This is a genomic window from Sphingobacterium tenebrionis, from assembly GCF_037126265.1.
GTDB lineage: Bacteria > Bacteroidota > Bacteroidia > Sphingobacteriales > Sphingobacteriaceae > Sphingobacterium > Sphingobacterium tenebrionis.
Map to the genome: position 1 here is coordinate 100446 of NZ_JAYLLN010000003.1, position 14680 is coordinate 115125.

A 14680-nucleotide genomic window follows, 5' to 3' on the forward strand; every position below is an offset into this window, starting at 1 on the left:
CAACATTATGAGAACAGTCAAATTCACAATATCATTGGTCCTGTTTCTGAACTTGACCTGCCTGAATGGCCAGCAACCCTCCGCCCAGCTTTCTAAAGACAGCATACTATTTAAGGAGATACTGATCTCCGATAACATGACGACACATATCGTCTTCCCTGACCAGATCACTATGATCAATCTGGGCAGCAGCGAGATAGCTGCCCAGAGGGCGCAGGGTTCAACGAACGTGCTACAGCTCAAGGCGATTTCCCCCGAATTCCAAAGGACCAACCTTACGGTGATCACCAGCTCGGGTTCCCTGCACTGTTTTGCCGTAGGTTACACAAAGGAACCAAAGGTGATGATTTATAGGTTCAAGGATACCACCCATACCCCTTCCGCTAAATTCATCAGACCACCAGTGGACCTAATAAGGATCAGGTCCATTGCGCAGAACCTGGTCTTGACGAAGGGTCGCCGGTTGACCCGGAGCCACCGGGTAGGAGGGGTTAAAGCAGATCTGCAGGGGATATACCTCCATGGAGATCAGTTCTATCTTCCGATAATCCTTTACAACACGGGCGCCGTGGGATTCCAGGTACAGGGTATTTCCAGCAGCCTGGTCCCCAGGTCCCGACATAGGGAGACCGCAATCCAGCACCTGGAAATCAAGCCATTGATGGTCCTTGGACAGCAGGAACTGGATTGCCGTATGGATAATCCGGCAGGAATGGTGGTCGTACTTCCTAAGTTCTCCCTGGCCCAGGATCGAAAGATGGTTATACGTATACTGGAGAGGGAGGGCACGCGGAACCTGGAACTGAACGTTAAAAATCAGCATCTGGCCAAGGCAAAGGTGATTTTAGAAGAAAAAACCGATAATTATGAACCATAAAAATTATGAATATCTCAAAGAACAGCTGCTCTACAGCGGTTTCGGTAACGGGCTTGAGGATTCTCTGAAGGACAATCTACAGAGACAGCCAGAAGGCTTCCAGTTGCTCTTCCAGACTGGAATGGGAAAGGGAAGGATCCGTGCGGAACTCAATTTTTCGAGATCCAGCCAATCAGATATGTACTTCTTCAATTCCTATAGGCTGGAAATTGTGCCCCAGGGTACCGAACAGAGAAGGGCCCAACTCTTCTATGTTAACGGCAGGGACCGCTATACATTGAAGGAGGCCTATAATCTCATGCATGGTAGGTCTGTATTCAAGGAACTATCAAATCGCCAGGGGGATCGGTATGAGGCATGGGTCCAATTGGACCTCAAAACAATGGACATCAATGGAAACCACCGTTTCAGGCAGTTCCATAAGAATTATGGGTTTGATCTGCAGTCGGAGCTCGATAGGTACCCTATCAGGGAGCTCGAAATGCCCGATAGGCGACAGGACCTGATCGATGCCCTCCAACTGGGTAACCGCCAGCCTGTGACCATGGAACTGGAAAAGGGTGAGACCAGGTTGTACCTACAGGCCAACCCCCAGTTCAAAGTTCTCAACGTCTATGACGAAAATGGAATCAGGCAGGAATTCCTGGGGCCTGAGAAGGGAATGGACTTAACCATGGAAAAGACCGATAGGAAGAAACTTTCCACAGGTGAGCTTTCAGAGGCAAAAAAAAAAATACACGGACGAAAACGCGGTTTGGGTGGATGACATGGTCCAGTTTCATGAAATTGGAGGAAACACTTCCCCGGATATTCCATGGACTTCGGTATGATCACAGGCTGGGGATGTCCCATCTGGCAGTTTATATGGCACTAATGGAGCAATGGTACACCGATGGTTTCCAGGAGCACCTGGAAACCTATGCCCGAACTACGGCCAGGTTGGCCAAGGTTTCCCTTGCTACATGCTACGGCTGTCTTTCGGACCTGGATTGTTACGGATATATAAGCTACCAGGCCAGCTTCGATCCTAGGATCGGTAGCAGGATCGAATTCAAGATTGGTCCTGACGATCCTAGGGGGCAGGGTGGTCTTCCCATCCGTCCGGATTGAGCGGACAACATTCCAATGGGTAAGGGGAGTCGGGAGATCAAGTGCCAAAGGGAAGGGTTGGGAACGGGATTGATTTACCGGTTGTGGTTTTTTTTTATAAGCAAAAAGGTAATGGATCAGGGAAGAGGTCTGCGTAATGTGGACAGATTTACAGAAAAGAATGAATTCGAAGGATTGATGGATCAATTAAAAAAGTTCGAAGCTATGCTGAAGCTCCGGCAGAGTGAACCTGCGGGTATGGGCATGGATTATCATCTGGAACATGGTGATTCATTCCTCCGGCTGAGGGTATATGGCTGATCGCTCATCCCAAAAATGGGCAGCGGTCATTCCCAGCAGCACGGCTGGGAATCAAATGGGGATCTTATATTTATATCCGTAGATCCCTTATTGCCACAGCCCATCTGCCCTGGGCGCACCTTGGACAGTCGCCTTTTTCTGGAAGGGATTCCAGCACATTTCCGCAGAACATGCATGCTATGAATTCCAACATGGGGAGGGTATAACCCTTAAGGGAGGCTCACCTGTCTTCCATAGGAGGGCTGACCAGGTTATTACGGTTAGGTGGGTCTAAACAAAGGGTTGGACCGATCGAACGAAAGGAAATAAATTGGGAATACGGGACATACTTCAGGTAGATATCTTCCCGGATGAAAATCGGTCATTCGGGGATGGCCATATTTTCCAGGTAGCTGGTTTTTCCTTTCTATCCACGAACAAAGAGGCCGATATCTTGCGTTCCCGAACTCTTTGGCCATTTGTTTGTTCCCTCTTTAGATAGGACAGGGGGATGGTTTCCTGAATCGAAAACTTATGTTGGATGTTCTGGACACCCGGGGGAGGTTTTCGTTGGCAAAAAAATCTGAAAAGGACGGTGTTGATGAGTTCTCCCAACGGAAACTATCGGCATTTGGCAGGGTTAGCCTCGGGCAGTCTGGGACCATGGCCTTACATCTGTTCGTTACAATGATCCATCTCCAGAAGATTGATCCTTCCTGGACAATCCCTTTGACCCTTAGAACCATATTCAATTAATATCAAAAGTTAAGGCCATGTACTGAATGGTATGCAATGACCAAGAGACAATTCTCCATGTATGGATTCTTGGTCCTTTTCTTGCCTGTTGGGGTTCTTCGATGCAGGTCAATTGATAGGACCGGATAATTGGTCTATACATGGTAGCTGGTCCTGCCATGGGTCTTGATTTCAATGGTCTATGCCCAATTATTCCAGAGATATGAGCTGGGCACTCCTTTGGCCACCCTTTGCATCAAGCACTTATGCTTGTCCTGAAATTACGCAGAGAAGAGGTTCCCCGGCAATTAGGCAACAGGAATTTTCCGGTTCAGTGGGGTGGCATTAAATATGATGATCAACAGAATATTTATTTTGGATACCGAACGGTATTTTGTATATTTAACTGTTTGTCAGCCACGGTTTGATAGTCGTAGGATCAAAGGCGTGGGATCGCATAGGTATGATTTCAGGGTAGTACCACTGGTGCTATCCATTTTTGCAAGCTTCATAATAACTACAGTATAATTGATTAGTTCCCTATCAGGCATCCTGATAGGGATTTTTTATCCTCGTATTTTTAGATTGGGGCGGGAGGAACATTTCCTTTATGTTCGCTGCTTTCCTTGTTTACACCTTGATGAAATGCTGGGGACCTGGATAAACTATACCATGCCGTGGCTTCCCATCATATCCAGCCTTCCTTTAGGGATCTTATCAGGAGTTCCTGTATGCTCCTACAACCGGTTTTCCTAAGGATATTCTTGCGGTGGGTACGGATGGTATGCAGGCTTCGGTTGGTGATCTGGGCTATCCTTTTACTGTCCATCCCTTCAACCAGAAGTCCCAGTATACCGAGTTCGCTGGAGGTCAGCTGCAGCTTTTCAACGGAAAACCTCCGGGCTGGCCGAACATTGATGTAGGATGGAAGCCCCTTGAGTCCGATGAAAGACAATCTCATCTCCTGGAAGGGAGCTATGTCGGTTATATCGGTATGAAGGACCAGGTTGCGCATCACGTTCCCCGAATCATCGGCGGCAATGGTAATGGTCTGCTGCAGGATGTGTACGAAATCCCCGTCCTGTTTCCTCATGCGGTAGTTGTACCTGGTCTTATAACTGAAGAGGTCCTCCAGGGCCAGTTTCTTCTTGAATTCCACGACTGTGGCTTCGATATCCCCAAAGAGAGGAAGGTCCTCGGGATGCATATTATCCATGATGTATTGTACCGAGAATTCATCTGCCGGTACCCCGATGACCTCCTGGATCCCATTGGAGACCATATCGATATGTTTCAGAAATGGGTCGAACAGGAAAAAATAGGAAGCACCCGGTTGCACCATCTCCAAAAGCTGTCGGTAAAGGGCACTATCTAACTTACCGACCCAATCGGTACCCCGTGAACCTATATCCGACCAACCCTTGTATACCTCACTTATGATTGGGTGTTTCATAATGCGCTGATTAGATCCTGATATTATCTACAGGATGATGTTCTACTGTTTCAGTCCAATTCTAAGCTCCCTCCGATGGGAAGAATGAGCAGCTCCTTATCCCTCTTGGAGAACTCTCCAATGCTTCTTGCCTGGTCGATCCGGATCAGCTCCGATGTGTCGAAATGCACTGCAAGCACTCTGTTGCATTTGATGAAATCGGATGCGATGATGGCCTCAGAAACATCCATGGTGAAATTTCCCCCAATCGGAAATACGGCCAGATCTATTTGAAAGAACTCAGGGATCAATTTCATTTCGGCAGTCAGGCTGGTATCTCCCGATATATAGATCGTGCTCAGCGGACCAGAGAGTATGAAACCGGCCGCTGTTCCTCCGTAGGAACCGTCCAAAAAACTTGAGGAATGGGATGCGGGGACCATCTTTAGGGTTCCGAAGGGGAACTCCCAACTTCCGCCGACCCCCATGGGGTGGCCCTTGATGCCCTTTTGAGCATAGTGGTTTACGATCTCAAAATTCGATATCAGGGTTGCTCCGGTCTTCTCTGCAAAGAATTCCAGATCCAGGGTATGGTCATAGTGGGCATGGGTCACCAGGATATAATCCGCACGGATCGCATCAATGTCGATATGGGAGGCCTGGGGGTTCTGACGGATGAACGGATCGATCAAAAGATGTGTATCGTCAATCTGGATCCCAAGGCAGGAATGGCCATAGAAGGTTATTTTCATAGGTATGGTGGTTATGGGTGCCTGATCCCCAGGGAGGGCACATTTGGTTATTTATGCCAATATACGTTTTTTTGGGCAATACAGGAGTTTATGAGAGAAAAAATTGGACTCGGTAGGAAGATCCCAGAATTCCAGCCTATCATCCAATGACCGCTGGCAGGAACATGGTGCCACACCGGAGACAGTTCGGGGGTGGTAAAGGATGGTTTCTGCCAGCCCTTTGAATTCTGGGGGCAGATTGGACGGTAGTCTAAATAACATGGTCCGGACAAATGGGATCCCGGACCATGGATGTAAGATGTAAGGATTGTCTAGAACCTCTCGAACATTGAAAAGAAAAAGTTTCCCTCGATGGCCGCATTTTCGTCAGAGTCCGAACCGTGGACTGCGTTGGCATCGATCGATTTTGCATATTTGTTACGGATCGTGCCTTCAACCGCTTTTGAAGGGTCGGTTGCACCGATCAAGGTACGGAAGTCCTCAACAGCGTTCTCTTTTTCAAGGATGGCAGCTACGATAGGCCCCGAGGTCATGAACCTGACCAGTTCCCCATAGAAAGGACGCTCCCTGTGCACTCCGTAAAAATTACCAGCAGTCTCTTCGTTTAATTGGATGTACTTCATTGCTACGATCTTGAATCCACCTGCGATAATGTCGTTCAGGATAGCCCCAATGTGACCATTTGCTACTGCATCTGGTTTGATCATTGTGAAAGTTCTATTAGTTGCCATATAAAATAAAAAAATTTTTGCAAATATAATGAAATAGTCTTTAGGATAAAGCGTTTAGTAAAGAGTTTACCTATCTTTGTACTATGGCTAAGAATTTACAGGTTACGATCGATAAGGAATCAGGTTTCTGTTTTGGGGTGGTTTATGCCATAGATATGGCCGAGGAGATCCTTGACCAGCAGGGGTATCTGTATTGCTTGGGAGATATCGTACATAACGATGAAGAGGTGGCCCGTCTGAAGGCCAAAGGCCTCCGGATCATTGCCCATGGAGATCTTCAGGGACTTCAGAACGAAAAGGTGTTGATCCGCGCCCATGGAGAGGCTCCGGAAACATATAAGATCGCCCTGGAGAACAATATTACGCTGATCGATGCTTCCTGCCCGGTCGTCCTTAAGTTACAGAACCGGATCAAGACCTCCCATGATGATCGGGAGAAGATTCTTATCTTCGGGAAGCATGGCCATGCAGAGGTGATCGGATTATCGGGGCAGACCAATAATGAAGCCATTGTATTCCAGGATATTGATGAGCTGGATAATGTAGAGCTGCCGCCCAGTTTCACCCTGTACAGCCAGACCACCAAAAGTGTGGATAGGTTCTATGCCATAAAGGATGAACTGCTCAGGCGCGGTTACCAGGTGAAGGCCAATGATACCATCTGCCGCCAGGTTTCCAACCGGTACGAAGATCTCGGGACATTTGCACAACAGTACGATAAGATAATCTTTGTCTCGGGTAAGAAATCATCCAATGGAAAAGTGCTGTTCGATGTCTGCAGACAGGTCAACCCGAATACGGTTTTCATCTCAGATCCCGCAGAATTGGAGCCAGGTCTGTTCAGTGACAATCAGACCGTCGGGGTCTGCGGAGCGACATCTACGCCAATGTGGTTGATGAAGAAGGTAAAGGAGACCATCGAATCCTATTAGCGAAGAATTTCCATCCGTATTATCTCCATCATGGTTCTGGGATATCGTCATCGGAATATAATAATACAGGGCAATCTCGCTTTATCCTTGCCATATAGGCCACATTTGCCCTAATTTGTCGTAGTTTTGTGTTAATAATGAGTAAAAAGGCTAAAAAGGGAGTTTTATTGGTGCAATTGGGTACCCCCAATGCACCCACAACGGGCGAAGTTCGCAAGTATCTAACAGAGTTTCTGATGGATCCTAGGGTAATGGATATACCCTACATTTCACGTTCATTGCTGGTCAAGGGGATCATCGTGCCAAGAAGGGCACCCAGATCCGCGGATACCTATTCCACCATCTGGTGTGAGAAAACCGGATCACCGTTGATGAGGTACAGTTTGGACCAACAAAAGATGCTGCAGGCCGATCTGGGTGAAGAATATCATGTGGAACTGGCCATGCGCTATCAGGAGCCTTCCATTCCCAAGGCAATGAAGAACCTGGAAGGGATGTTCTTGGAGTCTTTGACGGTTATCCCCCTGTTCCCACAATATGCATCAGCTACCACCGGTTCGGTTATTGACCGGGTGATGGAACTGATGCGAAGTTGGCAATACTTTCCCAAATTGAATTTCGTCAGTAGCTATTGCGAGGATCCTTTGATGGTGGAGGTCATATCAGACCATGCACGGTACCATGACCTGCAGAGGTTTGACCACTTTTTATTCAGCTACCACGGATTGCCTGTAAGGCAATTGGCCAAGATCGACCCGAAAAAGGAACTCAGCTGTCCTGATTTTGGTTGTGAAAGCTGCAAAAAGGAAACAAAACCGTTCTGTTATCTGTCCCAATGTTATGCCACCACCAGAGCTGTGGTTGCTAAACTGGGTATCCCAGAGGGAAAATATACCGTTTGTTTCCAATCACGGTTGGGCAAGACACCTTGGATACAGCCTTATACATCAGATTCTTTGCATGAACTGGCCAAATCAGGAAAGAAGAGAATACTGGTTTTTTCACCAGCTTTTGTGGCAGACTGTATAGAGACCCTTGATGAGATCAAAGTGGAATATGCCAAAGAGTTCAAGGAATCCGGTGGCCAGGAAGTAGAAATGGTGGAGAGTTTGAACAATAATCCAAAATGGATTACGGCGTTGAAAAAAATGGTGCTGGAAAACGGAAATTAATAGATGTTAAAGTTAAACGCGGTCATATTATTCCTCTTGGACTTTTATATATTTTTTGCCCTGCGGGCAACAAAAATCAAGTTCATGCGTACCAGATGGTTTACGATCCTATGGTGGGGATATTCCCTTATCCTATTGGTCGGTCTCTATATTTCCTTTGCATATTCCATCCCACTGATGGTCCGTTCCATCATACTTGTTGCCTTCTTCATCACGGCGGTGAGCAAATTTATCTATGCAGTGGTTCTTGTCATCGATGATCTGCGAAGGGGGGGGATATGGGTTTCGCGCCTATTCTCGGGTAGGAAAGGACAGAATCTGCAAGAAAGGCTCGAGGAGTTGGAGGAACCTCTCCCCGAGGTCCCAAAAAAAGGCATCTCACGATCTGATTTTCTGCTGAAATCCGGGATCATAGTGGCGGCATTACCGATGGTCCCATTGGCCTGGGGGGTAATCTCTACAGCATATGACTATCGCATAAGGCGCCAACGATTAATCCTTCCGAATCTTCCCAAAGAGTTCCATGGTCTAAGGATCGGCCAGATCTCCGATGTACATTCGGGCTCATTCTATAATAAAAAAGCTGTTCTGGGCGGTGTCGAGATGCTATTGCAGGAAAAGCCGGATGCCATATTCTTTACCGGGGATCTGGTGAACAACGTAGCGAATGAAATGCGTGATTACCAGGATATCTTCAGTAGGGTCAAGGCCCCATTGGGTGTTTTCTCCACCCTTGGCAACCATGACTATGGCGATTATTTCTATGGTCCGACGGATTCTCCAGCGAAACGTAAGAACCTTCAGGATGTCATCGAAACCCATAAAGTGATGGGTTGGGATCTGCTTATGGATGAAAACCGGACATTGAAAGCGGGGAACGAGGAGATTGCTATTGTAGGTGTCCAGAACTGGGGTACGGGACGTTTTCCCAAAAAAGGCGACCTACGGAAGGCTTTGGTCGGCACGGAAGATAAGGCCGTGAAATTATTGTTGTCGCATGATCCATCCCATTGGCGTGCGCAGGTATTGGATACAGATATTGACGCTATGTTTGCAGGCCATACCCATGGAATGCAGTTCGGTGTACGTGGGGAGAACTTCCAATGGAGTCCTGCCAAATATATTTATAAGGAATGGGCGGGCCTTTACAGAGAAGGCAATTCACAACTCTACGTAAATACTGGATTTGGTTTCCTAGGATACCCTGGGAGGGTAGGTATAGCCCCTGAGATAACTATTTTTGAACTTCTTCGGGCATAGGCCGATATTTCTGGAATCTGCCCCCCACCCATATTTCTTGATACGGGTTTCAGATCTTTGGATCCCCTTTTGCCGTATGGATATGGCAAGACTGTGGGCATTTTGGTCATCCCTGCCCTAGATGACCCATTCGTTGTCCTCGGAACATATACCCTCCCCATTTTTGCTCTTCCCTTGAGATCGAACTGACCAGAAGTTGGCGGTTTGGACAGTTGCAACTAGAATTGGTACGCGTCTGCCTGGGCAATTTAACCCAAATCGGCACTCAATGGGACACTTTATCCATTGTTTTTGGAAATAACTTACTATTTTTGGTCCTGCACATCAAACCGGTTGCCATGATACTTATAGTGGATGATATCCAGGAGAATATTTTTTCGTTGAAGAGGCTTCTTGAATCCAAGGGCTATCAGACAGATTCTGCGCCATCAGGGGAAGAAGCGCTGAAATTGGCAATCAGGAACAATTATGTGCTGATAATCATGGATGTGCAGATGCCTGATATGGATGGCTTCGAGGTAGCAGAGACCCTCAAGGGGCTCAATAGGACAAAGGACATCCCGATTATTTTCCTTACGGCGGTTAATCGCGATAAGAGTTTTATTGCCAAAGGCTACCAGAGTGGAGGGATAGACTATGTGACCAAACCGATCGATCCGGAGATACTTCTGTTGAAGGTTGGTACATTCTACCGGCTATACGAGCAGAACCAGATGCTCATCAATACAAAGGAGGCCCTTAGGCATGAGGTGGAAGTGAGAAAACGTGCCGAGCAGAATCTCTTGAACAGATCTGAATACCTGCAGGGGATCCTTGAATCCATTCCCCAGATCGCCTTCACCACCGACAGATCGGGCACGATCGAATTCACCAACCAGAAGTGGTACGATTACTCGACCTCCCAAACGGAGTTTCCCCAGGGATGGCCCGGGGAGAGTTGTTATCTTGCCGAATGGCTGGGAAGAACCTATGTCGGTGAAACATACCAAAGGGAAGTTCGGATCAAGAATCTAATTTCCGATGAATTCCGGTACCATCTTTTGAGGATCACTCCGGTGAATCTACCCGGTGGGGAATTTAATTGGGTAGGGACCTTTACAGATATTGAGGACCATAAAAGGATAGAGAAGAAAAAGGATGCCTTTATCAGTATCGCATCCCATGAGCTAAAAACACCGCTCACCGGGATCCGGGCATACGCCCAACTGGCAGAAAGAAGCCTTAAGGATTCCCAGGACACCAAAGCCTATGGATTTGTTAAGAAAACTCTGGAGCAATCCGAAAGGCTCAATGCCCTTGTTACTGATCTGCTTGATGTAGCGAACATTGAGGAAGGTAGGATCAAACTGAGGAAAAAATTTTTTGATCTGGAAAAAGTCATCGAAAATGTTTGCATGGGCGTAGTGCAATCCTACCCGCAGCGTAGTGTAGAGATCACCAGGCATGGGGAACCACTTAAGGAAAAGATCTTGGGTGACCAGATCAGGATCGAACAGGTGCTCAACAATTTTCTGGGCAACGCGGTAAAATATGCTCCCAACCATGACCGGGTGGAACTATCCACCGAGATCTCAGATGGGGAGCTGAAGATAAGCGTGACCGACCGTGGAATTGGAATCCCGCCGGAAAAACTACCCTATGTATTCAATAAGTTTTACAGGGTGGAGGAATCCTCGGTAAAATTCCAGGGCCTTGGCCTGGGGCTTTTCATCTGCCAGGAGATCATTCAGGGCCACGGAGGAATTTGTGGCGTTGAAAGTACACCGGGGCTCGGCAGTACGTTTTATTTTAAGATCCCTTTAATATATGACAATGAACAATAGGAAACTCTTCAATCTTCAATTGGGTTTTGCCTTTTCGGTGCTGGTTATGATCAGCTGTTCGGTAATAACATACCTGAGCCTAAAGGACCAGCAGGCCAATAAATCCCTCGTGGACCGAACAAAATATACCATAGTCTCCATGAACCAGATCCTATTGGACCTCCAGAATGCGGAAACGGGCCAGCGGGGCTATCTTCTGACAGGGGATCCCAAATACCTTGCCCCATACAAAAGGAGCAAGGACTCGCTATTGATAAACATCGAACAGGCAGGGGCCTTTTTTTCGGATAGGGACCTCCAGAAACAGCGTTTCGATTCCTTAGGTGATATTGCCAGGAAACGGATGGACATCTTGGACCAGGTCATGGACCAGAAGGTCCGAGGCGATGCCCAGTGGATGACGACCTTGGGAAAGGGAAGATCGCTGATGGATTCATCCAGGAGAATCATAGGCGACATAATTTCCAGGGAAGAGGCTGTACTTGAGGATCATAGCCGTAAACTCGAATCCTCCTCCAAAAGCACGGGGGCCTTCATTATCGTGGCATCCATGCTCTCGCTGATCATCACAGGGCTACTTTTCTGGAGATTGAGGGCGGATCTTTCCAAAAGGAACCTCCTGCAGTTACAGTTAATTGAGAAAGATAGGGAGATCAGTGGTCGGATCAACAGTATAAAGGAGATCGCAAACAGGATATCCCATGGACAGTACGATCTGAGTGTGCAGGACTTCAACCAGGATGATCTTGGCAACCTTGCAGAATCCATCTCGCGGATGACCCAGTCCCTTAAGGCCTCCTTTGATGAACTGAAGGAAAGTCAGTGGAAAAAGACAGGCTTGGCCACCTTAGGTCAGCATATAATGGGTAATCTTACCTTTCAGGAACTATCGCAGAGGGTCCTTGCATTCCTAATGGATTATCTGGAATGTTCCAACGGAAGTCTATACCTTTTCAATAGGGGAACATTGGACCTGGTGCATTCTGCCGGGATGGACGGGGAGATTAGGGACTCCTTCATTCCCGGGCAGGGGATCATTGGACAGGTCTTCTCGGAGGGTCGGACCCGGTTGGTATCCGGGCTGGAAGATCCCTCGCGAAACTTTATTTCCTTTTCCCAGGGAAACCTTCCTGTTGAACAGATATTGGTCATACCCATACTCCATGAGGGAAGAGCGGTGTCGGTCATCGAATTGGGAAAGTTGGGGCCATTCAGACCAAATGCCCTTGATCTGGTGGAGATGGTGAATTCGAGTATCGGACTGGCCTTTGCTGCGGCAGAGAACAGGAAAAGGATCCAGGACCTACTGGAGGAGACCCAGGCCCAAACCGAAGAACTCCAGGTTCAGCAGGTGGAGCTCGAGAACCTGAATACCGAACTGGAAGCGCAGGCCACAAAGCTCAGGGTCTCTGAAGAGGAACTGCGTGTACAGCAGGAAGAACTGATAAACTTTAACCAGGAACTCGAGCAGCGAAGTACGATGCTCGAAGAAAGGAACCAAAGGATCGCGGTACAGAATATGGAGATCAAGGAACGTGCCGAGGCACTTGCCATGAGTACCAGGTACAAATCCGAGTTCCTTGCGAATATGTCGCACGAACTGCGCACACCATTGAATTCCATATTGCTTCTCTCGAAGATCCTTTCGGAGAATGAACAGGGCAACCTGGATGAAGAACAGATGGAATCCTGTAAGGTGATCTGGACATCTGGCTCTAGTCTTCTGAACCTGATCGATGAGATCCTCGACCTTTCCAAGATCGAAGCGGGGAAGATGCAGCTGGAAATCCGCCAGGTGGATATCCCTTCACTGAGCAGGGATATCAAGGGTATGTTCGACCCTCTATTCAAGGATAAGGGGGTAGACCTGAAGATCGATTACAACATTCAGGAGGTTGGCCTGTCATCCTTCCATTCCGACCGATTGCGATTGGAGCAGATACTCCGGAACCTTATTTCCAATGCCCTAAAATTTACCCATCAAGGAACTGTTTCCATCCAGGTTTCCTCCTCGGAGAAAGAGGTCACTTTTAGGGTCCGGGATACCGGCATTGGAATTCCGGTGGAAAAGCAGAAGATCATATTCGATGCTTTCCAGCAGGCCGACGGTTCGACCAAAAGGAAATATGGAGGAACAGGTCTCGGTCTGTCCATCAGTAAGGAGCTTGCCAAACTCTTGGGAGGGGACCTGAGTGTCGAGAGCGTAGAGAATCAGGGGAGTACATTTACCCTTCGTCTCCCGCTGGACCTATCCATGGATACAGGCAGTCCCGATGAAGGTCCCATTGCGAAACCAGAGATCCAGGAGCCCCTACAAAATTTGCCGGTAACTCCCCCTGAAGGGTTCGATCTGGCCGCTTTACCCGAACCTGTCGCCGACGATAGGTATTCCGTGGGCCAAGGCGGCAGGTTCCTTCTGATTGTTGAGGATGATATAGGTTTTGCCAAGGCACTATTGGATTATTCACGTAAGAACGGCTATATGGGGATCGTTGTTACTCAAGGTGATCACGTCCTTCCCATAGCGGTCAACCTAATGCCGGTTTGCATTCTACTGGATATCCAACTTCCGGTAATGGATGGCTGGCAGGTGTTGGAACAGCTCAAGGGAACTCCATCCACTAGGCATATCCCGGTGCATATGATGAGTTCACAGGAGGCCAGGAAAGAGAGCCTCAGAAAGGGCGCCATCGATTTCATCAACAAGCCGATCGCCTTCCAACAGATGCGCGGCATGTTCACGACAATTGAGAGGGCATTGGAAAAGGGCAGCCAGAAGGTTCTGATAATAGAGGAAAACCCTAAACATGCCCAAGCACTCGCCTATTTCCTGGATAACTTCAATATCGTATCGGAAATAAGGGACAATGTTAAGGACAGCGTAGACTCACTTACCCAAGGAAATGCAGATTGTGTGATCCTGGACATGGGAATTCCCGATAGGATAGGTTATGAGGCACTGGAAGCGATAAAAAGCGTCAAGGGATTGGAGAGCCTTCCGATCATTGTCTTCACGGGAAAGAACCTCTCCAGCAAGGAGGAGCTAAGGATCAGGGGCTATGCAGATTCGGTTGTGGTTAAAACCGCACAGTCCTACCAGAGGCTTCTTGATGAGGTAAGTCTTTTTCTGCACCTGATAGATGAAAAACCAAATGACCAAGCCCTTCGCAAGAAAGCCTATGGCTCATTGGGTGAGGTACTCAACAATAAGAAGGTACTGATCGCGGATGACGACATCCGAAATATCTACTCCCTTACCAGAGCGCTCGAAAGGTTCCAAATGGAAGTGTTCTCTGCACTTGACGGTAAGGAGGCGCTGGAGGCCCTAGAGCTCCATCCGGAGATCGATATCGTTCTCATGGATATGATGATGCCCAATCTTGATGGATACGAAACCATCAGTAAATTGCGCAAAGATAGGAGGTTCTCGGATCTACCTGTAATAGCAGTAACCGCCAAGGCCATGTCCGGGGACAGGGAAAGATGCATTGCGGTTGGAGCCTCGGACTATATCTCCAAACCCGTGGATGTTGATCAGTTGATATCCCTATTAAGGGTATGGATGTACGCCAGTTAA

The 14680-nt window shown here is 47.9% G+C and carries 14 protein-coding genes; 10 read left to right on the top strand and 4 right to left on the bottom strand.

All coding sequences use genetic code 11. The features are described 5' to 3' along the window. The first annotated feature begins 7 nt into the window (after nt 1–7). From VJ786_RS02470 to VJ786_RS02490, 5 genes are all read left to right on the top strand, one after another. On the top strand, nt 8–877 hold the full coding sequence (locus tag VJ786_RS02470) for a DUF8473 domain-containing protein (protein ID WP_496196876.1): 870 nt from the start codon (nt 8–10) through the stop codon (nt 875–877). Beyond that, nucleotides 867–1643, top strand: a complete 777-nt coding sequence (locus VJ786_RS02475) for a hypothetical protein (RefSeq protein WP_336557202.1) — start codon at nt 867–869, stop codon at nt 1641–1643. Before VJ786_RS02470 ends, VJ786_RS02475 begins: the two co-directional genes overlap by 11 nt. 14 nt (nt 1644–1657) lie before the next feature. Then, nucleotides 1658–1987 carry a hypothetical protein gene (locus VJ786_RS02480; protein ID WP_336557203.1) on the top strand — a complete coding sequence of 110 codons (330 nt, stop codon included), beginning with the start codon at nt 1658–1660 and terminating at the stop codon, nt 1985–1987. Between the two features lie 111 nt (nt 1988–2098). After that, a complete protein-coding gene (locus VJ786_RS02485) occupies nt 2099–2287 on the top strand; it encodes a hypothetical protein (RefSeq protein ID WP_336557204.1) in 189 nt (62 codons plus the stop codon). Nucleotides 2288–2800: 513 nt separating this feature from the next. Next, on the top strand, nt 2801–3022 hold the full coding sequence (locus tag VJ786_RS02490) for a hypothetical protein (RefSeq protein ID WP_336557205.1): 222 nt from the start codon (nt 2801–2803) through the stop codon (nt 3020–3022). Here the strand turns inward: VJ786_RS02490 and VJ786_RS02495 are convergent. The 4 genes from VJ786_RS02495 to VJ786_RS02510 all read right to left on the bottom strand — a co-directional run bounded on the left by VJ786_RS02495 (nt 3015) and on the right by VJ786_RS02510 (nt 5916). Further along, complete coding sequence (locus tag VJ786_RS02495) at nt 3015–3182, bottom strand: hypothetical protein (protein WP_336557206.1); 168 nt, start codon at nt 3180–3182, stop codon at nt 3015–3017. The two genes, VJ786_RS02490 and VJ786_RS02495, sit on opposite strands and share 8 nt — an antisense overlap. A gap of 507 nt (nt 3183–3689) precedes the next feature. After that, the gene (locus VJ786_RS02500) at nt 3690–4454 is read right to left on the bottom strand and encodes a LuxR C-terminal-related transcriptional regulator (protein ID WP_336557207.1); all 765 of its coding nucleotides are present in this window, start codon (nt 4452–4454) and stop codon (nt 3690–3692) included. Nucleotides 4455–4504: 50 nt separating this feature from the next. Then, the gene (locus VJ786_RS02505; RefSeq protein ID WP_336557208.1) at nt 4505–5185 is read right to left on the bottom strand and encodes a metal-dependent hydrolase; all 681 of its coding nucleotides are present in this window, start codon (nt 5183–5185) and stop codon (nt 4505–4507) included. Nucleotides 5186–5496: 311 nt separating this feature from the next. After that, entirely contained in the window at nt 5497–5916 is a 420-nt protein-coding gene (locus VJ786_RS02510; RefSeq protein WP_099365389.1) for a nucleoside-diphosphate kinase, read from the bottom strand. Between the two features lie 83 nt (nt 5917–5999). Here VJ786_RS02510 and VJ786_RS02515 point away from each other — a divergent pair, with 83 nt between their 5' ends. The 5 genes from VJ786_RS02515 to VJ786_RS02535 all read left to right on the top strand — a co-directional run bounded on the left by VJ786_RS02515 (nt 6000) and on the right by VJ786_RS02535 (nt 14680). Continuing rightward, nucleotides 6000–6848, top strand: coding sequence for a 4-hydroxy-3-methylbut-2-enyl diphosphate reductase (locus tag VJ786_RS02515; protein WP_336557209.1), 849 nt, complete (start codon nt 6000–6002; stop codon nt 6846–6848). Nucleotides 6849–6985: 137 nt separating this feature from the next. Then, nucleotides 6986–8020, top strand: coding sequence for a ferrochelatase (gene hemH, locus VJ786_RS02520; protein ID WP_336557210.1), 1035 nt, complete (start codon nt 6986–6988; stop codon nt 8018–8020). 3 nt (nt 8021–8023) lie between these two features. Next, nucleotides 8024–9280, top strand: coding sequence for a metallophosphoesterase (locus VJ786_RS02525; RefSeq protein ID WP_099365392.1), 1257 nt, complete (start codon nt 8024–8026; stop codon nt 9278–9280). Between the two features lie 338 nt (nt 9281–9618). Further along, complete coding sequence (locus VJ786_RS02530; RefSeq protein ID WP_134778113.1) at nt 9619–11103, top strand: hybrid sensor histidine kinase/response regulator; 1485 nt, start codon at nt 9619–9621, stop codon at nt 11101–11103. 46 nt (nt 11104–11149) lie between these two features. Continuing rightward, nucleotides 11150–14680 carry a response regulator gene (locus VJ786_RS02535; protein WP_336557235.1) on the top strand — a complete coding sequence of 1177 codons (3531 nt, stop codon included), beginning with the start codon at nt 11150–11152 and terminating at the stop codon, nt 14678–14680.